The organism is Microbacterium sp. C-MGS6, from assembly GCF_058140415.1.
Window position 1 is genome coordinate 2,985,973 of record NZ_CM176934.1, and the last position, 21,035, is coordinate 3,007,007.

The window sequence follows — 21,035 nt, forward strand, 5'->3', positions numbered from 1 at the left end:
GGGTCGACGCGCACGCGGCTTCGTGGCAACCTGTGTCTGTGATCCCAGACATCCCCGAGACCGATGAAGCCCAGGTGCCTGCCGCGGCGCAGACCCTGCGCATCCTCAGCTACCTGGCGGGTCGGCCGGCACCGGTCGCGGCGTCCGCGATCGCCCGCGAGCTGATGCTTCCGCGATCGACGGTCTATCACCTGCTGCGCACGCTCGCCGCCCATGGCTTCGTCCTGCACCTCCGTGAGGAGCGTCGATGGGGACTCGGCACGTCGGCCTTCGAGCTGGCAGGGGGCTATGCGCGGCAGCAACCGTTGGCACGGCTCGGCCGTCCGCTCATCGCCGCACTCTCCGACCATCTCGGGGAAAGCGCACACCTCGCGGTGATGAGCGGCGGCGATGTGCTCTACATCGTCGAGGAACGGGCGCCGCGACGCCCGGCACTGGTGACCGACGTGGGCGTGCGCCTCCCGGCGCATCTGACCGCAACGGGACGCGCGATGCTCGCCGCGCTCCCCCGCGAACAGGTGCGGGCGCTGTATCCGGATGCTTCCGCATTCTCCGACCGCACAGGGCGCGGTCCTCGCAGGCCCGGCGAACTGCGCGAACTCCTCCGCGAAGTCCGCGTCCGCGAGTATGCGACCGAGGACGGTGAGGTCGCGGACGGACTGCGCTCCGTGGGCGCAGTGGTGCGGGACGCTGCGGGATGGCCGGTCGCCGCCGTGGCGGTCACCTGGGCCGACGACGACGGCAGGGAATCTGCGCTGGCGAAAGCGGTACGCGAGACCGCGGCGACGCTCGAGGCACGCCTGGCGCGCTGAGTCCGTCCTGCGGGCCGCGGAGCGATCGCGTTAACGCAAGAAGGCCACCCAGCATTGGGTGGCCTTCTTGTCTAAAAGGAGTCCGGCGGTGTCCTACTCTCCCACAGGGTCCCCCCTGCAGTACCATCGGCGCTGTGAGGCTTAGCTTCCGGGTTCGGAATGTGACCGGGCGTTTCCCTCACGCTATGGCCGCCGAAACACTATTGATGTTTCAATCAAACCTAAAGCAATGATGAATCATTGTTGAAGGTAGTTCTCGACCGTACATCGAGAACCACTCAGTGGACGCAAGCACCAACAAACGGTGTGTTATCAAGTCATCGGCTTATTAGTACCAGTCAGCTGCACACGTTACCGTGCTTCCACATCTGGCCTATCAACCCAGTAGTCTGGCTGGGAGCCTCTCACCCGAAGGTATGGAAGTCTCATCTTGAGGCCGGCTTCCCGCTTAGATGCTTTCAGCGGTTATCCATCCCGAACGTAGCTAATCAGCGGTGCTCCTGGCGGAACAACTGACACACCAGAGGTTCGTCCAACCCGGTCCTCTCGTACTAGGGTCAGATCCTCTCAAACTTCCTACGCGCGCAGCGGATAGGGACCGAACTGTCTCACGACGTTCTAAACCCAGCTCGCGTACCGCTTTAATGGGCGAACAGCCCAACCCTTGGGACCTACTCCAGCCCCAGGATGCGACGAGCCGACATCGAGGTGCCAAACCATGCCGTCGATATGGACTCTTGGGCAAGATCAGCCTGTTATCCCCGAGGTACCTTTTATCCGTTGAGCGACAGCGCTTCCACAAGCCACTGCCGGATCACTAGTCCCGACTTTCGTCCCTGCTCGACCTGTCAGTCTCACAGTCAAGCTCCCTTGTGCACTTACACTCGCCACCTGATTGCCAACCAGGTTGAGGGAACCTTTGGGCGCCTCCGTTACTTTTTGGGAGGCAACCGCCCCAGTTAAACTACCCACCAGGCACTGTCCCTGAACCGGATTACGGTTCGAAGTTAGATATCCAGAGTGACCAGAGTGGTATTTCAACAATGACTCCACGGTAACTGGCGTCACCGCTTCAAAGTCTCCCACCTATCCTACACAAGCCACACCGAACACCAATACCAAGCTGTAGTAAAGGTCACGGGGTCTTTCCGTCCTGCTGCGCGTAACGAGCATCTTTACTCGTAATGCAATTTCGCCGAGTTCGCGGTTGAGACAGTTGGGAAGTCGTTACGCCATTCGTGCAGGTCGGAACTTACCCGACAAGGAATTTCGCTACCTTAGGATGGTTATAGTTACCACCGCCGTTTACTGGGGCTTAAATTCTCAGCTTCGCCTTGCGGCTAACCGGTCCTCTTAACCTTCCAGCACCGGGCAGGCGTCAGTCCGTATACATCGTCTTGCGACTTGGCACGGACCTGTGTTTTTAGTAAACAGTCGCTACCCACTAGTCTCTGCGGCCTCCAAACGCTTTCGGAGCAAGTCCTAATACGTCGAAGGCCCCCCTTCTCCCGAAGTTACGGGGGCATTTTGCCGAGTTCCTTAACCACGATTCTCTCGATCTCCTTGGTATTCTCTACCTGACCACCTGAGTCGGTTTGGGGTACGGGCGGCTAGAACCTCGCGTCGATGCTTTTCTCGGCAGCATAGGATCATCCACTTTTTATCCGCATCGTGTCTCAGCCTGTATGAGTCGCGGATTTGCCTACGACTCGGCCTACGCACTTGCACCAGGACAACCATCGCCTGGCTTGGACTACCTTCCTGCGTCACACCTGTTAATACGCTAACCGCACCAGCATGGGGTCACGTGCTCCCCTCCACGGTGTCACCCGAAGGTGACGATGTGAAGGCTCGGACGTTTAGCACCACTGGATTAGCTTGGGCGGTTCTTCGCCGGTACGGGAATATCAACCCGTTGTCCATCGACTACGCCTGTCGGCCTCGCCTTAGGTCCCGACTTACCCAGGGAAGATTAGCTTGACCCTGGAACCCTTGGTCTTTCGGAGGACGTGTTTCTCACACGTCATTCGCTACTCATGCCTGCATTCTCACTCGTGTAGCCTCCACGGCTGGTTTCCACCGCCGCTTCGCTGGCCACACGACGCTCTCCTACCCATCAACACGGCTGGACCACGAAGGCCTACCAATAATGTCAATGCCACAACTTCGGTGGCGTGCTTGAGCCCCGTTACATTGTCGGCGCGGAATCACTTGACCAGTGAGCTATTACGCACTCTTTCAAGGGTGGCTGCTTCTAAGCCAACCTCCTGGTTGTCAGAGCAACTCCACATCCTTTCCCACTTAGCACGCGCTTTGGGACCTTAGTTGGTGGTCTGGGTTGTTTCCCTCTCGACTATGAAGCTTATCCCCCACAGTCTCACTGCTGCGCTCTCACTTACCGGCATTCGGAGTTTGGCTGACGTCAGTAACCTTGTAGGGCCCATCGGCCATCCAGTAGCTCTACCTCCGGCAAGAAACACGCAACGCTGCACCTAAATGCATTTCGGAGAGAACCAGCTATCACGAAGTTTGATTGGCCTTTCACCCCTATCCACAGCTCATCCCCTCAGTTTTCAACCTAAGTGGGTTCGGTCCTCCACGACGTCTTACCGTCGCTTCAACCTGGCCATGGATAGATCACTTCGCTTCGGGTCTAGGACATGCGACTGAATCGCCCTATTCAGACTCGCTTTCGCTACGGCTACCCCACACGGGTTAACCTCGCCACATATCGCTAACTCGCAGGCTCATTCTTCAAAAGGCACGCTGTCACACCTACCAGGGGTGCTCCAACGGTTTGTAAGCAAACGGTTTCAGGTACTATTTCACTCCCCTCCCGGGGTACTTTTCACCTTTCCCTCACGGTACTTGTCCGCTATCGGTCATCTGGGAGTATTTAGGCTTATCAGGTGGTCCTGACAGATTCACACGGGATTTCACGGGCCCCGTGCTACTTGGGATACTCTCCACGCCAGAACACGCATTTCGACTACGGGGTTGGCACCCTCTATGACCGGCCTTTCAAGACCGTTCGTCTATACGCTTCTGTAACGTCGCCAGCTCGGCAGAACTGACTGGTGAGTCCCACAACCCCGAATATGCAACTCCTGCCGGATATCACACACACTCGGTTTAGCCTGATCCGGTTTCGCTCGCCACTACTAACGGAATCGCGGTTGCTTTCTCTTCCTGTGGGTACTGAGATGTTTCACTTCCCCACGTTCCCTCTACCCGCCCTATATATTCAGGCGGGAGTCACTAGGTCGGCACGCCGCCCAGCGGGGTTTCCCCATTCGGACACCCTCGGATCAAAACTTGCTTATCAGTTCCCCGAGGCTTATCGCAGATTGCTACGTCCTTCTTCGGCTCCAGATGCCAAGGCATCCACCGTTTGCTCTTAAAGACTTGAAATCACATGAGTTTGAATCAAAAACTCGACCCCATCCGAAGATGGAATCAGAAATTGACTAATGATCTTTAAGATCATCTTGTGCAACCAGCTCGAAAGCCGGCTGCAAGATGCTCGCGTCCACTGTGTAGTTCTCAAAGTACGGGCGGAACCCCCATCCACCTGCCCCCACAGGGACAAACAGAAAGAGGTCCAGAGGTTCAGACCAGACCCCGAAGGATCCGCATCCGGTCCCTCAGGACCCAACAGCGTGCAGGCACCGGTCCCCTCACCCAGAACCTTCCAACCACCGAAGCGGCGTACTAGTCCCGAGATCAGATCTCGATGCCATGTCAAATGTTCCACCCATGAGCTCCCAGCGAAGAACGTATGCCTTCGATCTGGGTTCTGGACGCCGAAGCGTCAGATGCTCCTTAGAAAGGAGGTGATCCAGCCGCACCTTCCGGTACGGCTACCTTGTTACGACTTAGTCCTAATTACCGATCCCACCTTCGACGGCTCCCTCCACAAGGGTTAGGCCACCGGCTTCAGGTGTTACCGACTTTCATGACTTGACGGGCGGTGTGTACAAGACCCGGGAACGTATTCACCGCAGCGTTGCTGATCTGCGATTACTAGCGACTCCGACTTCATGAGGTCGAGTTGCAGACCTCAATCCGAACTGGGACCGGCTTTTTGGGATTCGCTCCACCTCACGGTATTGCAGCCCTTTGTACCGGCCATTGTAGCATGCGTGAAGCCCAAGACATAAGGGGCATGATGATTTGACGTCATCCCCACCTTCCTCCGAGTTGACCCCGGCAGTATCCCATGAGTTCCCACCATTACGTGCTGGCAACATAGAACGAGGGTTGCGCTCGTTGCGGGACTTAACCCAACATCTCACGACACGAGCTGACGACAACCATGCACCACCTGTTTACGAGTGTCCAAAGAGTTGACCATTTCTGGCCCGTTCTCGTATATGTCAAGCCTTGGTAAGGTTCTTCGCGTTGCATCGAATTAATCCGCATGCTCCGCCGCTTGTGCGGGTCCCCGTCAATTCCTTTGAGTTTTAGCCTTGCGGCCGTACTCCCCAGGCGGGGAACTTAATGCGTTAGCTGCGTCACGGAATCCGTGGAATGGACCCCACAACTAGTTCCCAACGTTTACGGGGTGGACTACCAGGGTATCTAAGCCTGTTTGCTCCCCACCCTTTCGCTCCTCAGCGTCAGTTACGGCCCAGAGATCTGCCTTCGCCATCGGTGTTCCTCCTGATATCTGCGCATTCCACCGCTACACCAGGAATTCCAATCTCCCCTACCGCACTCTAGTCTGCCCGTACCCACTGCAGGCCCGAGGTTGAGCCTCGGGATTTCACAGCAGACGCGACAAACCGCCTACGAGCTCTTTACGCCCAATAATTCCGGATAACGCTTGCGCCCTACGTATTACCGCGGCTGCTGGCACGTAGTTAGCCGGCGCTTTTTCTGCAGGTACCGTCACTTTCGCTTCTTCCCTGCTAAAAGAGGTTTACAACCCGAAGGCCGTCATCCCTCACGCGGCGTTGCTGCATCAGGCTTTCGCCCATTGTGCAATATTCCCCACTGCTGCCTCCCGTAGGAGTCTGGGCCGTGTCTCAGTCCCAGTGTGGCCGGTCACCCTCTCAGGCCGGCTACCCGTCGACGCCTTGGTGAGCCATTACCTCACCAACAAGCTGATAGGCCGCGAGCCCATCCCCAACCGAAAAATCTTTCCAAACGCAGACCATGCGGTCACGTCACATATCCAGTATTAGACGCCGTTTCCAGCGCTTATCCCAGAGTCAGGGGCAGGTTGCTCACGTGTTACTCACCCGTTCGCCACTGATCCCACAGAGCAAGCTCCGTGTTCACCGTTCGACTTGCATGTGTTAAGCACGCCGCCAGCGTTCATCCTGAGCCAGGATCAAACTCTCCGTAAAAAGAAATTGCATACGAACCGGGGAAAAACCGGAACGCAGCGAGTTTGATGCTGACCAAAGAGATAAATCATTGCTGACTATCCGTTGCCAACCCCACAAGGAGGTTGGTCTTTGATCCAAAGGAATTCTCACCCAGCCGAAGCTAGACGAGGATAATTTGGCATTTGACAAGTGCACGCTGTTGAGTTCTCAAGGATCGGATGCTCCCACGACCCAGCCATCACGACCAGGCCCGCAGGGCAACTTCTCTATCTTACCGATCTCGTTTCCGTTGTCAAGTCCGAGTTTCTTCGGCCCGACCGTGGGAACGGATCAGCATCCTTCATCTTGTTCACTCAGTGAGTGTGTGGGATTCGGGAGGTGTTAGCTGCTTGACGGGAGCCGGTCCGAGGACCTCCGCTCAACCGTTTGGGGCGAACAGGTAATAACTTACGTGGGTTCCAGGCATCGGGCAAATCACCGCCGATTCCCGGGCGTGTCGCCTCCTCCCGCTCCGTCCGACACCCTCTCGGCCGGCGCGGTCACCGACGGACCGGACGCCTCCTCGGGCTGCAGGTCGCCGATCCGCTTCGGCGTGGCGACCACCGCGACGAGCGACACGAGGCAGGCGGCGATGACGAACAGCACCACGAGCCAGAGCCCTCCCCCGGCGGCCGCGACGAGCGCGGTGGCGATGAGCGGAGTCGGGCCGGCGACCAGCGCGCCGTTGAGCTCCCGGGCCGTCGCGACGCCGGTGAAGCGGTACCTGGTCGGGAAGAGGTTCGTGAGGAAGGTCCCGGTGGACGCCGCGGTCGCACCCACGGCGATGACGCCGAGCGCCGTCATCCCGAGAGCAGCCAGCACCGGGTCGCCGGACTGCAGGGAGAGGAAGACCGGGTACGTGAGGACGATCCCGGCGACCGAGCCGAACATCACCACGCGCTTGGCCCCGAAGCGATCGACCGCGACGCCGCCGAGGACAGGAGCGAAGGCGGTGAGCAGTGAGGACACCAGGACCGCGATCAGCGCCTCGACCCGGGGCATCCCGACCGTCAGCGTGAGGTAGCTCAGCGCGAAGGCGCTCAGCACGTAGTTCGTCACGTTGTGCCCGCAGACGCTGAAGAAGCCGATGACGAGCTCGCGGGGGCTGCGGCGGAACAGCTCCGCCAAGGGCACCTTCGTCGCGGACTGCTCCGCGTTCGTCACCGCTTCCCGGTACTCGGGCGTCTCCTCGAGGCGACGACGGATCCAGAGCGCCAGGACGAACAGGACGGCGGAGACCAGGAACGGAATGCGCCAGGCCCCGCCGAGGAGCACGTCGCCGGGCAGCATCGAGGCGAAGGTGAAGGCCAGAGTCGCGAGGAACGCTCCACCAGGGGCGCCTGAGGTGACCAGTCCGATGACCCGCCCTCGGCGGCGCTCTGGCGCGTACTCGGCGACGAGCGTGAGCGCACCGGCGAGTTCCGCACCGGCGCCGAAGCCCTGGATGAAGCGGAACAGGATCAGCAGGATCGGCGCCGCCACCCCGATCGCCTCGGCAGTCGGGAGGAGCCCGATGCCCACGGTCGCGATCCCCATGAGCACGATGGTCAGGATCATCGCGGGCTTCCGGCCGACCCGGTCGCCGAGGTGGGAGATGATGAGGCCGCCGAGCGGCCGCACCACGAACCCGACGGCGAAGGTCGCGAAGGCGAGCATCGAGGCGGAGGCGGGGATGACGTCCGGGAAGAAGAGCGGGCCGATCACGAGGCCGGCGGCGGCGCCGTAGAGCGCGTAGTCGTACCACTCGATGAGCGTGCCGAAATAGGCTGCGGCGATCGCCCGCCTCGCCTGCGGGGTCATGGTGCGCTGCTGTTCGTTGGCCATGGGGCGTCCTTTCGTCATTGAAAAGTGCTGGCGTGGTCGTGGTTATCCGGTCGGCGCGAGGACGGCGCTCCCGCGGCCGCGCAGTTCGGCGGTCGTGCGCACGCCGAGAAGCTGCATCGTCGACAGGGTCTCGTTCGCCATGAGGTCGAGCGCGCGCTCCACCCCGATCCGTCCGCCTGCCATGAGGCCGTACATGTACCCCCGGCCGAGGAAGACGAAGTCGGCTCCGCACGCGATCGCGGCCACGACGTCGAGGCCGCTGCGGATGCCGGAGTCGAGGAGGATCGGGACGTCGTCGCCGACGGCGGCGCGCACCGCACCGACGACCTCGATGGGCGCGATCGCACGGTCGAGTTGGCGACCGCCGTGGTTGGAGACCCAGATGGCGTCCGCTCCGGCGTCGATGAAGCGCTCGGCGTCGATGGCGGAGAGCACGCCCTTCACGACGATCGGCCCGTCCCAGTTCCCCCGCAGCCAGCGCACGTCGTCCAAGGACAGCGCGGGATCGAACATGCTGCTGACCACGTCGGTGACGCTTCCGGATCGGGGCCCGAAGTTCGCCATGGCCGGTGCATCGTGTGCCAGCAGATCGAGCGACCACGCGGGATGCAGCGCCGACTGCACGGCGGTGCGCAGCGTCAGACGCGGCGGCATCGAGAGTCGGTTGCGGTCGTCGCGGTAGCGCTGCCCGGGCACCCGGGTGTCGACGGTCAGCACGAGGGTGTCGAAACCCGCCGCAGCAGCCCGCTCGATGAGGGCGAGCGACGCGGCACGATCCCGCCGCAGGTAGAGCTGGAACCAACGCCGTGCAGCGGGCGCCGCGTCGGCGACGTCCTCGATGCTCCGCGTGCCCATCGTGGAGAGCACGAACGGCACATCGCGGTTCGCAGCCGCGCGGACCCCGTCGGTCTCGCCGGCCGCGCGCATGAGGGCGGTGAGGCCGATGGGGGCGATGCCGATCGGCATCGCATGCTCGCGTCCCAGCAGGCGGGTGGTGAGCGACGCTCCGGCTGCGCTCTCCGTGACGGAGGGCACGAACCTCCGGCGGGCGAAGGCCGACTCGTTGTCTCGGGCGGCTTGCTCGGTCACCGCGGCACCCTCGACGTAGTCGAAGACGAATCCGGGCACGCGACGCTTCGCGAGCCGGCGGAGGTCGCCGAGGCTACGTGCCTCCGCCACGCGCGTCGCCTCGGTGGGAACCGCCGGCGGAGCGAAGCTCAGCAGCTCGGTGAAGGTGCGGATGCGGCGTCGCAAAAGTCCTGGTTCCTCTCGGCAGCCCCGGGCCGGTCGAAGAGCCGACCGCGGTGTCGGCACCACCATAGCCACCAAATATCTCGGGCACAATAGCGATATGCGTCAGATATATCTGACACGACCAGAGGGTCGCTCCTTCGCGACGAGCGCGGGTCAGGCTTCGAGGAATGCCTGGAGGACGAACTCCCGCAGCTCCACGAGGTGGCCGCGCATGGCCTCCTCGGCAGCCTGCGGATCGCCGGTGCGGATCGCCTCCAGCACCTGCTGGTGTCCGTTGTTCTCGACGTCCGAGTGGATTCGCGCATCGATCGCCGGGATCAGGTGATGACTCCGTGTCGTCTCGTCGAACAGGCCGCTCATGAGCGTCTTAGCCCGAGCGTTGCGCGCCGCGCCGAGGATGCACTCGTGGAAAGCGCGCGCCGCATCGGTCAGCTCCGCCGTGCCGGAGCCGCTGCGCTGCGCGTCCAGGATCGAGCTGAGCTCCTCGATGAAAGCCTCGTTGCCGTAGCGCGTCGCACCCGCCGCCATCGGCGGTTCGATGATCAGGCGCAGATCGAGCACCTCGCGCACCTCGTTGATGCCCAGCGGGCGGACGACGTATCCGCGCCGGGGAAGGGCGACGACGAGCCCCTCGACGACGAGGATCTGCAGGGCCTCGCGCACGGGCGTCTTCGACACCCCGAAGCGCGCGGCCAGCTCCGGTTCGATGACGACCTCGCCCGGGGCGAGCCGGGTGCGGACGATGTCGTCCCTGAGCGCCACATACACCTTCTGCGTGCGCGACAGCACGCGATCCCCCTCGCCGAGGGCCGCGGCACGGCGCTGGCTGTCGACGGCATGCGTGTGCAGGGTCGAGCCGGATTCGCTGGGCGTCGCGTCCATGTCCTCAGCCTAGGGGCACGGAATCGAACCCCCGCCGCTGCCGAGCGGTCTCGTCGCAGCGGTCGGTCCGGCCCAGCGCTTCAACGAAAGAACCTCGCCCTGCGAGATGCGGGGCGAGGCTCTTGCGTTCTGTTCCTGTGGACCTAAGGGGATTCGAACCCCTGACCTCCTCGATGCGAACGAGGCGCGCTACCAACTGCGCCATAGGCCCGTGAACGACATCTACGTTATCACGCTCGGGATAGCCGACAGGACGAAGGCCCCGCATCTCCGTGTTTCCAGGGGAGTCGGGGCCTTCGTGGTGGCGGTGACGGTGGGATTTGAACCCACGGTAGGGGGTTACCCTACACAACTTTTCGAGAGTTGCACCTTCGGCCGCTCGGACACGTCACCGCGGATCAGTTTACGACACCGGGGCCGAGCGCGCGAATCGGCGGGTCACCAGGCGGTGGCGACCTCGGCGTGGGCGCGGAGGATGCCCTCCGTGGAGCCGGCGGGGGCGCGGCCGATGCCGCACTCCGTGGCGACGCCGAACTCCGGGGCGAATGGGACGGCGGCGGCGATCCGGCGACGCGCACCCTCCGCGCCGTCCTCCCGGTGCACGAGTCCGAGGTAGAGCTCCTCGACCGGGGTGAGCTCGGCGAGCGGAGCGAAGTAGGCCTCGTCGTCGTGACCGATCGGCACGGGAAGGTGCAGCCAGGTGAGCGGACGGTGGGCCGCGGCGATGACGGCGTTGGCGTAGCGGACGAGCGCGCCGGCGTCGGTCGGCTCGAAGAAATGCTTCTCCCCCGCGTCGCCGTAGCAGAGGTGCACGCCCACCTCGACGTCGTCCGGGACAGCATCGACGAGCGCGCCGAGCCGCGAGACGAGTCCGTCGAACGAATCGCCCGGCCACCACGCCTCCATGACGGCGCCGTAGCCGGAGGCCCCCTCGATGATGCCCATCTCGCTCGCGACGTCCCACTGCACGGCGAGGTCCCCGTGCGGGATCGCGGCGAGGGTCTCGTCGAGCTCGCGGAGTAGCGCGGCGGTGTACACGGGCTCGATCGCGGCCCGGTCGTCGCCGTGGAAGAACGAGGAGATGACGGCGAGCGGGGTGGGCAGCGACACCTGGAACCGGGTGCCCGCCGCGACGACTCCCTCCTCACGCAGCCGCGCGAAGAGCTCGTACGACTCGATCGCCGCGGAGGCGTAGCCGAGCGCAGGGAGCGCGATCGTCGCCGGGTCCACGCCCTCGGCGATCCGCAGGCCCCGGGCGTCGATGCCGGCGGGGAACGGGATGGGCTCGTCGCCGATCCGCTCGATGCCGTCCGCCTGACCGATGACGTCGGGCTGGAACATGATCCAGTGGAACCGCTTGCCGACCTCGCCGTCCGGGATGCGACGCAACCGGTCGCCGAGCAGCTCCGCCGCGGTGCGCATCGTGGTCTCGGCGTCGTCGAAGTTCACACTGCCCACGAGAAGGGCACCCTGGGGCTGCGTCATGCCCTCAGAATATCCCTCGCCGACCCACCCCCTTCCGGCCGAGCCACCCCTCTGCGTGCGGCCGGAAGGGGGTGGGACACACGCAAGGGGGTGGGTCGGCGAGGGGAGGTCGGGATTAGGATTGCCTAAGAACCCGCCGCCTCCGGGGGCAGAACGACGGGAAGGATGCAAGCAGCATGGGATTCATCACGTCTGCGGCGCTCGCCGAGACCGGATACGTGGTCCTCGACGACGAGACCACCCCGGTGGACCCGTCCGAGTGGCGTGACCTCGAGTACGTCGGCTGGCGCTCCTCCGGCATCACCCGCTTCGCACCCCTGACGAGCTACGCCGGCGACATCGACTGCAACGGCTTCTGGAACCACACACCCCCGCGCACCGACAAGGACGGCGTCTGGATCCCGGCGCAGGTCGCGGTCGCCCCGACCCTGCAGCGCCGTGCCCTGGCCCCGGGCGCCGGCATCGGCCGCTGCCGGGTCATCGAGCTCCAGCCCAACGACTACGCCGACGCGATCTACAACCTGCACCAGGACGACAACAACCGCCTGAACGAGCCGGGCACGGGCTGGGTGGTCCGCGGGTATTACAACCTCACCGACGACACCGACTCGATGCTCATCCTCCGCTCCGACCGGTTCGACCCGGCCACGGAGGTGCGGCTGCCGCTGCGCGCCGGTTCGCGGATCATCGTCGACACGCAGCGCTTCTGGCACGCCGTGTGGCACCGCGGCACGGGTCCGCGGTACGCGCTCATCACCTCCTGGACCAGTGGCCCCGAGCTCGACGCGTACATCGCCGCCCACCACGGCGACCCGCATCCGGCGACGGTCGACCTCGACCCGCGTCTCATCGACGAGGCCCAGGTCGAGATGCACCGAAGGATCGAGGAGCGCCGTCGCGCGTTCGAGGCGCAGGGCATCGTGATGGAGCCGCCCGCCGACATGAACCTCGTCGGCTGAGGCTCAGACCGTCCGGCCGCCCTCGATCCGCACGACCCGGTCGACCGTCCCCGCAGGCGGCGCCACGTGCGAGATGAGCAGCACCGACTGCTCCCCCGTCGCCCGCAGCAGGTCGCGCAGCAGAGCGTCCGAGGCCTCGGGGTCGACGCCGGCCGTCGGCTCGTCCAGCACGAGCACCGGGAAGCCGCGGAGCAGCGCGCGAGCCAGGGCGATCCGCTGCGCCTGGCCGCCGGACACCAGCGCACCGCGGTCGCCCACCCGGGCGTCGAGACCCCCGCGCTCGCGGACCCAGGCCGCGAGGCCCACACGGTCGAGCACGGCGAGGAGCTCGTCATCGGTGGCGGTGTCCCTCGCGAAGAGCAGGTTCTGCCGCACGTCCTCGTCGAACAGCTGCGGCTGCTGCTCGCACAGACCGACGATGCGCCGCAGTGCCGGTCCGGACAGGGCTGCCGCGTCGAGGTCGCCGATCCGGTACTCGCCGTCCACGCGGAGGAAACCGACCAGTGCGGCCGCCAGCGAGCTCTTGCCCGCCCCGCTCGCTCCGGAGACGAGCACCCGCTCCCCGGGCGCAAGATCGAGGTCGACGCCGGTCAGCGCCGCCGCGCCTCCGGGCCAGTGCGCCGTGGCACCGCGCAGGACGAGGGCGGGCACACCCGCGACCTCGGCATCCTGCCCCGCGTCGGGCCGCAGCTCCGGCGGCATCCGTTCGGGCAGCACGTCCACGATGCGCTCCGCACTCGCGCGCACGCTCCGCCACGAGGCCGCGGCGATCGGCACGGCGCCGAACACCTCGAACACGACCATCGGCACGAGCACCGCGACCGCGAGCCACGGCGCATCGATCGCCCCCGTGTCGAGGCCCGGAGCCGCCACGGCGAGCGCCCACACGGATGCGGCCCCGGCCATCAGCGACACCACTCCGGCCGCGACGGCCTGCGCGAGCGACGCCCGACTGACCACGCGACGCAGCGCGGCGTCCGCGACGCGGATCCGCTCCCGCGCCTGCGCCTCCGCACCGAACGCGAGGAGCACGTCGAGACTGCCGAAGTAGTCGACGAGGGCCGCGGACACCTCGGCCCGACGCGCCGACACCGCGGCCTCCGCGCGGGAGCCGAAGATCCAGCCGAGCCCGACCGCCGCGAACGCGGCGACGAGGAGGCAGACCGCGAGGGTCAGCGCGGCGGGTGGCGAGACGAAGGCGAGGAAGCCCACCGCTCCGAGGGCGACGACGCCCGAGACGGCAAGCGGCTGCACGACCCGGAGCGGGAGGTTCTGCAGGTTCTCCACATCGTCGACGAGCGCCGCGAGCACCTGCCCGCGGTCGGTGGCGCCGAGCCCCGCCGGCGAGAGCGGGATGAGGCGGCGCACCATGTCGGAGCGGGTCGTGGCGAGCTGCCGGAGCGCGGCGTCGTGACCGCTCAGCCGCTCCAGGTACCGCGTGACAGCCCGGGTCACGGCGAAGAACCGCACCCCGACGACCGCGATGGACAGCGGCACGAGGGAGTCGACGATCGACGCGCTCACGATCAGCCAGCCGCTCACCGCGAGAAGGCTCACTGCGGCGGCCGCCGACAGCACCCCCCAGATCAGCCCGGGGAGGAAGCGGCGGAACGGCGGCTGCGCGAGCCGGAGCATGTCCCGGACCCGCTCGCTGCGCGTCGTCTCGGTCATGCGCTCACCCCCAGCGCCACGATCCGGTCGGCGATGTCCCTGGCCGAGCGGCGGTGCGAGACGAGGAGGATGGTCGCGCCGGTATCCGCCCGCGCGCGCAGCGACCGCCACAGCCGCTCCTCGGTGTCGGCGTCGAGGGCGCTGGAGGGCTCATCGAGCGCGAGCATCCGCTCCGGGGCACCGTCGTGGCGATACAGCGCCCTGGCCACCGCGACGCGCTGCGCCTGCCCTCCCGACAGCCCTGCGCCCTGCACGCCCAGCACGCGGTCGGCCTCGATCCCCTCCGCGCACGCGGCGTCGAGGGCCCGGCGCACGCGGGCGAGGTCGGGAGCCGCGTCGCCCAGAGCCACGTTCTCCGCGACCGTGCCGCGCATCAGCCCCGGCGTCTGGCCGGCCCAGGCGAGCCATTCCGACGGCGCGAGCTCGACGACGTCCCGTCCGTCCCAGGTCGCGGTCCCCGTGTAGTCCACCGCTCCGCGGAGGGCGGCGAGCAGACTCGACTTCCCGGAGCCGCTCGGTCCCTCGATCAGGGTCACCGTCCCCGGCTCCGCGACGAACGACACCGGCGGCAGGTCCCTCACCCGGAGCCCCTCAACCACGAGTCCGTGTGCCACCTGCACGACTCCGGCACGGCTGCCGGACGAGTCCACGGGGTTCGGTCGTGCATCCGTGTCCGGATCGTGCCTGCGCACCCCGCCGCGGTCCCGGTCGCGCGCCGCATCCAGCACATCGAACACGTCTTCCGTGGCCGCGACGCCCTCGGCCGCGGCGTGGAACTGCACGCCGACCTGACGGATGGGGAGGAAGGCCTCCGGGGCGAGCAGCAGCACGAAGAGCCCGACCTCCAGGCTCAGGTCTCCTGACAGCAGCCGGAAGCCGACCGCGACCGCGATGAGCGCGACCGCGAGCGACGACAGCAGCTCCATCGCGAACCCCGAGAGGAACGAGAACCGGAGCACCTTCATGGTCTCGCGGCGGTACTCGTCGGCGGTCACCTCGATGCGGTCGGCCGCCCGACGGTCCCGGCCGAACAGCCGCAGCGTCGACAGCCCCTGCACCGTATCGGCGAAGCGGGCGGCGAGGTGCTGCAGCGTCTGCCATTGCTTCTTTTGCACCGTGCGGGTCGCGATGCCGATGAGGATGAGGAACAGCGGGATGAGCGGCAGGGTGATGACGGCGGTGAGCCCGCTCGGCCAGTCCTGCCACCACATGACCGCGACGAGCACGGGCGTCGCGATGACGGTGAGGACGAGTTGCGGGATGTACCGCGCGAAGTACGCGTCCAGGGCTTCCAGGCCGTGACCGGCGGTGACGGCGATCTGCGTCTGGTTCCGCTGGGCGAGCCACCCCGGCCCGAGTCGCCCGACCGCTGCGACGAGCGCCGCGCGCAGCTGCATCCCGGTGCGGGCCGCGGCCTGCGTGCCCGCCGCATCGGACGCGGCGATGAGCAGGCCCCGCAGCAGCGCCGTCGCCAGCAGCCAGAGCAGGGTCACCGTGACGTCGCGACCCGCGATGGCGCCGACCACCGCCTCGGTGAGCAGCCACGCGAAGGCGATCGTCACCGCGGTCTGGAAGACGCCGATCGCGGCCGACGCCAGGAGGAACCCCCGGGCGGCGGCCGCGTATCGGAGCAGCCTCGGATCGACGGGTTTCACGCGTGCGCCGGAGCCCCCTCGATCGACCGGCGGGTGACGCGCTTACGGAACACCCAGTAGGTCCAGGTCTGGTACGCGATGACCAGCGGGAGGGCGATCAGCGCGGTCCAGCTCATGATCTGCAGCGTATACGGAGTGCTGGACGCGTTGGCGATCGTGAGGCTGAACGCCGGGTCGATCGTCGAGGGCATCACGAACGGGAAGAGGGCGGAGAACAGCATGACGACGGCGAACATGACCGTGAGCATGCCGGCGAAGAACGCCCACCCGTCGCGGCGGACGAGCGAGAAGCCGACCGCCGTGATCAGGCTGACCGCCGCGAGCGCACCGGTTCCGATGACCAGCCACAGCAGCGGCGCCTCGCGGCCCATCGCGATCGCGACCGTCCAGACCACCGTCGCGGCTGCGACGAGGATCGTCGGGATGGCGGCCTTCTTCGCGAGCTTCCGGGCATCCTCGTGCACCTGGCCGTCCGTCTTCAGCGCGACGAACAGCACGCCGTGCAGGAAGAAGAGCAGCAGGGTCGTCACGCCGACCAGCAGCGCATACGGGTTCAGCAGCGAGAAGAAGCCGCCGACGTAGATGTGGTTCTCGTCGATCGCCACGCCCTGCACGATGTTGCCGAAAGCGACACCCCAGAGCAGCGCCGGGACGACCGAGCCGATGACGATCATCCGGTCGAAGCCCTGCTTCCACTTCCGGCTCTCGCGCTGATGGCGGTACTCGAACGAGACGCCGCGGAGGATGAGCGCGAGCAGGATGAGCAGCAGCGGCAGGTAGAACCCGCTGAACAGGGTGGCGTACCACTCGGGGAACGAGGCGAACAGCGAGGCCCCGGCCACGATGACCCACGTCTCGTTGAGGTCCCACACGGGACCGATCGTGTTGATGACCTGTCGGCGGGAGACGTCGTCCTTGCCGAGGAATGGCAGCGACATGCCGACGCCGAAGTCGAACCCGTCGAGGACGAAGTAGCCGACGAACAGGAAGGCGACCACCCAGAACCAGATCGTTGCGAGATCCATGATGCTCGTTCCTCTCAGTACACGACCGACGGCAGCTGAGCCGTCTCCTCATGGGGCTGTTCGTCGGTGTCCGGCCCCTTCTGTGCGGCCTTGACGATCAGCTTCACCTCGACGACGGCGAGCGCGGCGTAGATCGCGGTGAAGGCGATCAGCGAGATCAGGACCTCGAGCCCGCTCACGCCGGGCGAGACGCCGTCGCGGGTGGACATCAGACCGAACACGATCCACGGCTGTCGGCCCATCTCGGTGAACACCCAGCCCATGATGTTGGCGGCGAGCGCGAGCGGGAACGACCAGATCGCGACCTTCCACATCCATGGCGCGACCGGCTTGGTGGCCTTCTTGCGGGTGACCCAGAGGCCGGCGACGGCGACGAGGGCGGCGGCCATGCCGAGGCCGATCATCCAGCGGAACGACCAGTACGTGATCCACAGGACGGGGGCGAAGTCGGTGAGGCCGGTGCTCGCGTAGGTCTGGGCGTACTCGGCGTTCAGGTCGTTGATGCCGTGCACGCAGGCGTCGAGCGTGTGGGTCGACAGCAGCGACAGCAGGTACGGCACCCGGATCGAGAACAGCTCGGAGCTGCCGTCCGGCGTGCCCAGCGTGAAGATGCTGAAGGAGGCGTCGGCGCCGCAGACCGTGTTGAACGTCGCCTCGGCTGCGGCCATCTTCATCGGCTGCGCGGCGTACATCGCCAGGCCCAGCTGGTCACCGGTGAGCACGACGCCCGCGGTGGAGAAGATCATCGCCCAGAGGCCGAACTTCAGCGAGACGCGCATGGTGTCGAAGTGCTGCCCGCGGGCCAGGTGCCAGGCGGACACCGAGATCACGACACCGGCGGCGAACATGAGCGCGCCGAAGATGGTGTGCGGAAACGCGGCGAGGGCGACGGGGTTGGTCAGCAGTGCCCAGAAGTCGGTGAGCTCGGCGCGGTTGGTCACCTCGTTGTACGTGTAGCCGACCGGGTTCTGCATGAATGCGTTGGCGGCGATGATGAAGTACGCCGACAGGATGCTGCCGATCGAGACGCACCAGATGGTGGCGAGGTGGATCTTCTGCGGGAGCTTGTCCCAGCCGAAGATCCAGAGGCCGATGAAGGTCGCCTCGAAGAAGAACGCCAGCAGGCCCTCGAAGGCGAGCGGGGCGCCGAAGACGTCACCGACGAAGCGGGAGTAGTCCGACCAGTTCATCCCGAACTGGAACTCCTGCACGATGCCGGTGACGACCCCCATCGCGAAGTTGATGAGGAAGATCTTGCCGAAGAAGCGGGTGAGGTGCAGGTACTGGACCTTGGCCGTGCGCACCCACGCCGTCTGGAAGATGGCGGCGACGAGCGCCATGCCGATCGTCAGCGGGACGAAGAGGTAGTGGTAGACGGTCGTCAGCCCGAACTGCCATCGGGCCAGGGCGAGCGGATCAAGCCATTCCATGAGCGACTCCCGTTCTGTTCGACGCCTGCGCGGCGGTGTCGCGCAGCTGCACGGTGCATTCGGAGGGCAGCGCGGCCTCGCGCACGCACTCGGCTTCGAGCGGACCCCCCGCTTCTGCCAGGATGCCCTGCATCAGGCCGAGATGCACCTGGCACAGCATCGGGCGGTCCTCCGGCCGGCCGGCCGCGTGCGGGCACGGGCTCAGGTCGACGGTCAGCCCGCGGTCATCCACGACCGGCTCGAAACCGCTCTCCTCCAGGTGCTCGACGAGGGCGTCGAGCTGGTAGGTGGCGTCCCTCCCGAGGGCGCTTCCGATGCCGGGAAGGACGCTGCGGAGGAGGTCGCCGCGACGAGCGGCGGCCTTGGCCTTGTTCCGCGCGACCGGGCTGGAGGCGTCGGGGGCGCCGGTGGCGGCACGGTACAGCGTCCGAGGACGGCCCCGGGTGGTGCGGTGCTCCACGGTCGGGATCACGTAGCCGCCCTCGATGAGCCGCTGGAGGTGCTCGCGCACCGTGTTCGGGTGCAGGCCGGTGGCCTCGCACAGGTCGCCGATCGCGAGTTCTCCGGAGGCACCGGAGTGCCCGGCCTCGAAGAGGAGGTGCAGGATGCGCACCCGGGAGTAGCTGGAGATCGGCCCGCAGACGGACCCGCCGTTGGACATGTCTCAATTATCGACCGGGACCGGTGGCCGTCGGGGGAACCGGGCCGTGAATAATCGCCTGGTCGATAGGGATGTCTGATCCCGCCGATAGCCTGGGGGCATGGCCACCCGGAAACCCGCTCCCCCCGCGTACGTCTGCACCGAGTGCGGGTGGACGACGGCCAAGTGGGTCGGCCGCTGCGGGGAGTGCCAGCAGTGGGGCACGGTCCAGGAGCAGGCCGCGCAGACCGGGATCCTCCGTCGCGTGAACGCGCTCGCCCCGACCGCCGATCGCGCCGCACGACCGATCACGCAGATCACGACCCAGGACGCCCCGCGGCGCACGAGCGGCGTCGGCGAGTTCGACCGCGTGCTCGGCGGCGGCATCGTGCCGGGAGCCGCGATCCTCCTCAGCGGCGAGCCCGGCGTGGGCAAGTCGACCCTGCTGCTCGAGGTCGCCGCGCAAGCGGCGCGGAGCGGGCGACGGGTGCTGTACGCGAGCGCGGAGGAGTCGCCGGCCCAGGTGCGGCTGCGGGCGGAGCGGACGGGCGCGCTGCACGACGAGCTCTACCTCGCGAGCGAGACCGACCTCGCCACCATCCTCGGACACATCGACGAGGTGCAGCCGCAGCTCGTCATCGTCGACTCCGTGCAGACCGTGTCGTCGTCCCTCACCGACGGCGCGGCCGGTCAGCCCAGCCAGGTGCGGGAGGTCGCCGCGACCCTGATCCGGGTGGCGAAGGAGCGCGACCTGCCGATCATCATCGTCGGGCACGTGACCAAGGACGGCCAGGTCGCGGGGCCCCGGGTGCTGGAGCACCTCGTCGACGTCGTGTGTCACTTCGAGGGCGACCGGCAGACCTCGCTGCGCTTCATCCGGGCGCTGAAGAACCGCTTCGGCCCCACCGACGAGGTCGGCTGCTTCGAGATGACCGGAGACGGCATCGCCGAGGTCCCCGACCCGTCCGGTCTGTTCCTGTCGCAGGGCGCCTCCGAACCCGGGACCTGTGTGGCCATCTCCCTCGAAGGCCGTCGCGCTCTCCCGGTCGAGGTGCAGGCGCTCACCGTGCCGAGCAACGCCCCGAACCCCCGCCGCATCGTGCACGGCCTCGACTCCTCGCGGGTGGCCATGGTGCTGGCGATCCTCGAGCGCCGGGCGGGCGTGCCCACCGGCAGCCTCGACGTGTACGTGTCCACGGTCGGCGGCGTGCGGTTCACGGAGCCCGCGGCCGACCTCGCCATCGCGATCGCCGTCGCCGGATCCATCCAGATGATCTCGGTCCCGCGTACGGTCGCCGCCGTCGGCGAGCTCAGTCTCGCGGGTGAGGTGCGGCCGGTGACGCAGGCGGCGCAGCGGCGGTCCGAAGCCGCGCGACTCGGCTACGAGCAGGTCGTGGACGACCGTTCGAAGACGCTGCGTGCCGCGCTGGGAGACGTCAGGGCACGGAACAGCACCCGTCGGCCCGACCGGGACATCCCGCCGTTCTGAGCCGGAGCGCGGCTGAGGTCAGGCGTCGAGGGCCTTGAGCAGCTCCACCGGGTCGGCCTGCATCGGGTGCGGTCCTGCGATGTCGAGGAACACGGTCGTGATCGGGTGCGCGGAGAGGAACGCCCGCAGCCAGGTGGCGTCGTAGATGCCCACGCCGGGCGGCAGGTTCGCCGGCTTGTTCTTCGCGTCGCTGAACAGCAGGAGGGCGAGGTCACCCGAGTTCGGGTCGCGGTAGGTCCAGACCTCGCCGCTGTCGAGCGGGTTGTCGCGGGCGCCCGGCTTGATGAGCGGGACGACGGTGGTGCCGTGCCGCAGGGCGAGCGCGACTGCGGCGACGTCCTGCTTCTCGAGCGCGAGCGCGAGCGCTTCGGACCGGAAGTCCTCGGGGGCGGGCTTCTTCTTCGCGCTCTTCCCGGACTTCGCCTTCTTCGCTGCCATGCATCCAGCTTAGGCATCGGGGCGACGCGGCGGCGCCGGGGAAAGATTGGGGCCCTCTCGAGTCCTCCATTGGGGACTGGGGTACTCGAGAGGGCCCTC

The 21,035-nt window shown here is 66.4% G+C and carries 13 protein-coding genes, 2 tRNA genes and 3 rRNA genes; 3 read left to right on the forward strand and 15 right to left on the reverse strand.

All coding sequences use genetic code 11. The annotated features are described in order from the left end of the window. Window positions 1–74: 74 nt before the first annotated feature. Window positions 75–812, forward strand: a complete 738-nt coding sequence (locus tag AC3B5L_RS14825; protein WP_232089255.1) for an IclR family transcriptional regulator — start codon at window positions 75–77, stop codon at window positions 810–812. An 80-nt stretch (window positions 813–892) separates the two neighbouring features. Here the strand turns inward: AC3B5L_RS14825 and rrf are convergent. The 9 genes from rrf to AC3B5L_RS14870 all read right to left on the reverse strand — a co-directional run bounded on the left by rrf (window position 893) and on the right by AC3B5L_RS14870 (window position 11,629). Next, a 5S ribosomal RNA gene (gene rrf, locus AC3B5L_RS14830) occupies window positions 893–1,009 on the reverse strand. Between the two features lie 111 nt (window positions 1,010–1,120). Then, window positions 1,121–4,223 (reverse strand): 23S ribosomal RNA (locus tag AC3B5L_RS14835). A 415-nt stretch (window positions 4,224–4,638) separates the two neighbouring features. Continuing rightward, window positions 4,639–6,163 (reverse strand): 16S ribosomal RNA (locus AC3B5L_RS14840). The 16S, 23S and 5S rRNA genes sit together here, the layout of an rRNA operon. Window positions 6,164–6,619: 456 nt before the next feature. Beyond that, the gene (locus tag AC3B5L_RS14845) at window positions 6,620–8,008 is read right to left on the reverse strand and encodes an MFS transporter (protein ID WP_259955264.1); all 1,389 of its coding nucleotides are present in this window, start codon (window positions 8,006–8,008) and stop codon (window positions 6,620–6,622) included. Window positions 8,009–8,050: 42 nt separating this feature from the next. Continuing rightward, a complete protein-coding gene (locus tag AC3B5L_RS14850; RefSeq protein WP_490095929.1) occupies window positions 8,051–9,262 on the reverse strand; it encodes an alpha-hydroxy acid oxidase in 1,212 nt (403 codons plus the stop codon). 153 nt (window positions 9,263–9,415) lie between these two features. Continuing rightward, window positions 9,416–10,144 carry a GntR family transcriptional regulator gene (locus AC3B5L_RS14855; RefSeq protein ID WP_259955266.1) on the reverse strand — a complete coding sequence of 243 codons (729 nt, stop codon included), beginning with the start codon at window positions 10,142–10,144 and terminating at the stop codon, window positions 9,416–9,418. Window positions 10,145–10,282: 138 nt separating this feature from the next. After that, window positions 10,283–10,355, reverse strand: a tRNA-Ala gene (locus AC3B5L_RS14860). 91 nt (window positions 10,356–10,446) lie between these two features. Continuing rightward, window positions 10,447–10,537, reverse strand: a tRNA-Ser gene (locus AC3B5L_RS14865). 45 nt (window positions 10,538–10,582) lie between these two features. Next, window positions 10,583–11,629 carry a hypothetical protein gene (locus AC3B5L_RS14870; RefSeq protein ID WP_259955267.1) on the reverse strand — a complete coding sequence of 349 codons (1,047 nt, stop codon included), beginning with the start codon at window positions 11,627–11,629 and terminating at the stop codon, window positions 10,583–10,585. Between the two features lie 176 nt (window positions 11,630–11,805). Here AC3B5L_RS14870 and AC3B5L_RS14875 point away from each other — a divergent pair, with 176 nt between their 5' ends. Beyond that, on the forward strand, window positions 11,806–12,588 hold the full coding sequence (locus tag AC3B5L_RS14875) for a hypothetical protein (protein WP_259955268.1): 783 nt from the start codon (window positions 11,806–11,808) through the stop codon (window positions 12,586–12,588). Between the two features lie 3 nt (window positions 12,589–12,591). On the opposite strand, the gene cydC is transcribed toward AC3B5L_RS14875, so the two are convergent. The 5 genes from cydC to AC3B5L_RS14900 are packed head-to-tail and all read right to left on the reverse strand — an operon-like array spanning window position 12,592 to window position 19,030. After that, window positions 12,592–14,259 carry a thiol reductant ABC exporter subunit CydC gene (cydC, locus tag AC3B5L_RS14880; RefSeq protein WP_259955269.1) on the reverse strand — a complete coding sequence of 556 codons (1,668 nt, stop codon included), beginning with the start codon at window positions 14,257–14,259 and terminating at the stop codon, window positions 12,592–12,594. Next, window positions 14,256–15,914, reverse strand: a complete 1,659-nt coding sequence (cydD, locus tag AC3B5L_RS14885; protein WP_259955270.1) for a thiol reductant ABC exporter subunit CydD — start codon at window positions 15,912–15,914, stop codon at window positions 14,256–14,258. Before cydD ends, cydC begins: the two co-directional genes overlap by 4 nt. Then, on the reverse strand, window positions 15,911–16,939 hold the full coding sequence (gene cydB, locus AC3B5L_RS14890; protein WP_259955271.1) for a cytochrome d ubiquinol oxidase subunit II: 1,029 nt from the start codon (window positions 16,937–16,939) through the stop codon (window positions 15,911–15,913). The genes cydD and cydB overlap by 4 nt, the downstream gene beginning before the upstream one ends. A gap of 14 nt (window positions 16,940–16,953) precedes the next feature. Beyond that, window positions 16,954–18,369, reverse strand: coding sequence for a cytochrome ubiquinol oxidase subunit I (locus AC3B5L_RS14895; RefSeq protein ID WP_187662433.1), 1,416 nt, complete (start codon window positions 18,367–18,369; stop codon window positions 16,954–16,956). Beyond that, the gene (locus AC3B5L_RS14900) at window positions 18,356–19,030 is read right to left on the reverse strand and encodes a helix-turn-helix transcriptional regulator (protein ID WP_259955272.1); all 675 of its coding nucleotides are present in this window, start codon (window positions 19,028–19,030) and stop codon (window positions 18,356–18,358) included. Before AC3B5L_RS14900 ends, AC3B5L_RS14895 begins: the two co-directional genes overlap by 14 nt. Before the next feature lie 100 nt (window positions 19,031–19,130). Between AC3B5L_RS14900 and radA the strand changes: the two genes are divergently transcribed. Next, window positions 19,131–20,498 (forward strand): DNA repair protein RadA, encoded by a 1,368-nt coding sequence (gene radA, locus AC3B5L_RS14905; protein WP_187662435.1) that lies wholly within the window; start codon window positions 19,131–19,133, stop codon window positions 20,496–20,498. Window positions 20,499–20,516: 18 nt separating this feature from the next. Here the strand turns inward: radA and AC3B5L_RS14910 are convergent, their stop codons facing one another. Then, window positions 20,517–20,936 carry a dehydrogenase gene (locus AC3B5L_RS14910; RefSeq protein ID WP_187662436.1) on the reverse strand — a complete coding sequence of 140 codons (420 nt, stop codon included), beginning with the start codon at window positions 20,934–20,936 and terminating at the stop codon, window positions 20,517–20,519. Between the last annotated feature and the right edge of the window lie 99 nt (window positions 20,937–21,035).

What these genes read in the sequence shown, in the direction of transcription:
- AC3B5L_RS14910 (WP_187662436.1), bottom strand. Translation starts at nt 20,936, where the DNA reads ATGGCAGCGAAGAAGGCGAAGTCCGGGAAGAGCGCGAAGAAGAAGCCC.
- AC3B5L_RS14845 (WP_259955264.1), bottom strand. Translation starts at nt 8,008, where the DNA reads ATGGCCAACGAACAGCAGCGCACCATGACCCCGCAGGCGAGGCGGGCG.
- cydC (WP_259955269.1), bottom strand. Translation starts at nt 14,259, where the DNA reads ATGACCGAGACGACGCGCAGCGAGCGGGTCCGGGACATGCTCCGGCTC.
- AC3B5L_RS14895 (WP_187662433.1), bottom strand. Translation starts at nt 18,369, where the DNA reads ATGGAATGGCTTGATCCGCTCGCCCTGGCCCGATGGCAGTTCGGGCTG.
- AC3B5L_RS14875 (WP_259955268.1), top strand. Translation starts at nt 11,806, where the DNA reads ATGGGATTCATCACGTCTGCGGCGCTCGCCGAGACCGGATACGTGGTC.
- AC3B5L_RS14870 (WP_259955267.1), bottom strand. Translation starts at nt 11,629, where the DNA reads ATGACGCAGCCCCAGGGTGCCCTTCTCGTGGGCAGTGTGAACTTCGAC.
- AC3B5L_RS14900 (WP_259955272.1), bottom strand. Translation starts at nt 19,030, where the DNA reads ATGTCCAACGGCGGGTCCGTCTGCGGGCCGATCTCCAGCTACTCCCGG.
- cydB (WP_259955271.1), bottom strand. Translation starts at nt 16,939, where the DNA reads ATGGATCTCGCAACGATCTGGTTCTGGGTGGTCGCCTTCCTGTTCGTC.
- AC3B5L_RS14855 (WP_259955266.1), bottom strand. Translation starts at nt 10,144, where the DNA reads ATGGACGCGACGCCCAGCGAATCCGGCTCGACCCTGCACACGCATGCC.
- radA (WP_187662435.1), top strand. Translation starts at nt 19,131, where the DNA reads ATGGCCACCCGGAAACCCGCTCCCCCCGCGTACGTCTGCACCGAGTGC.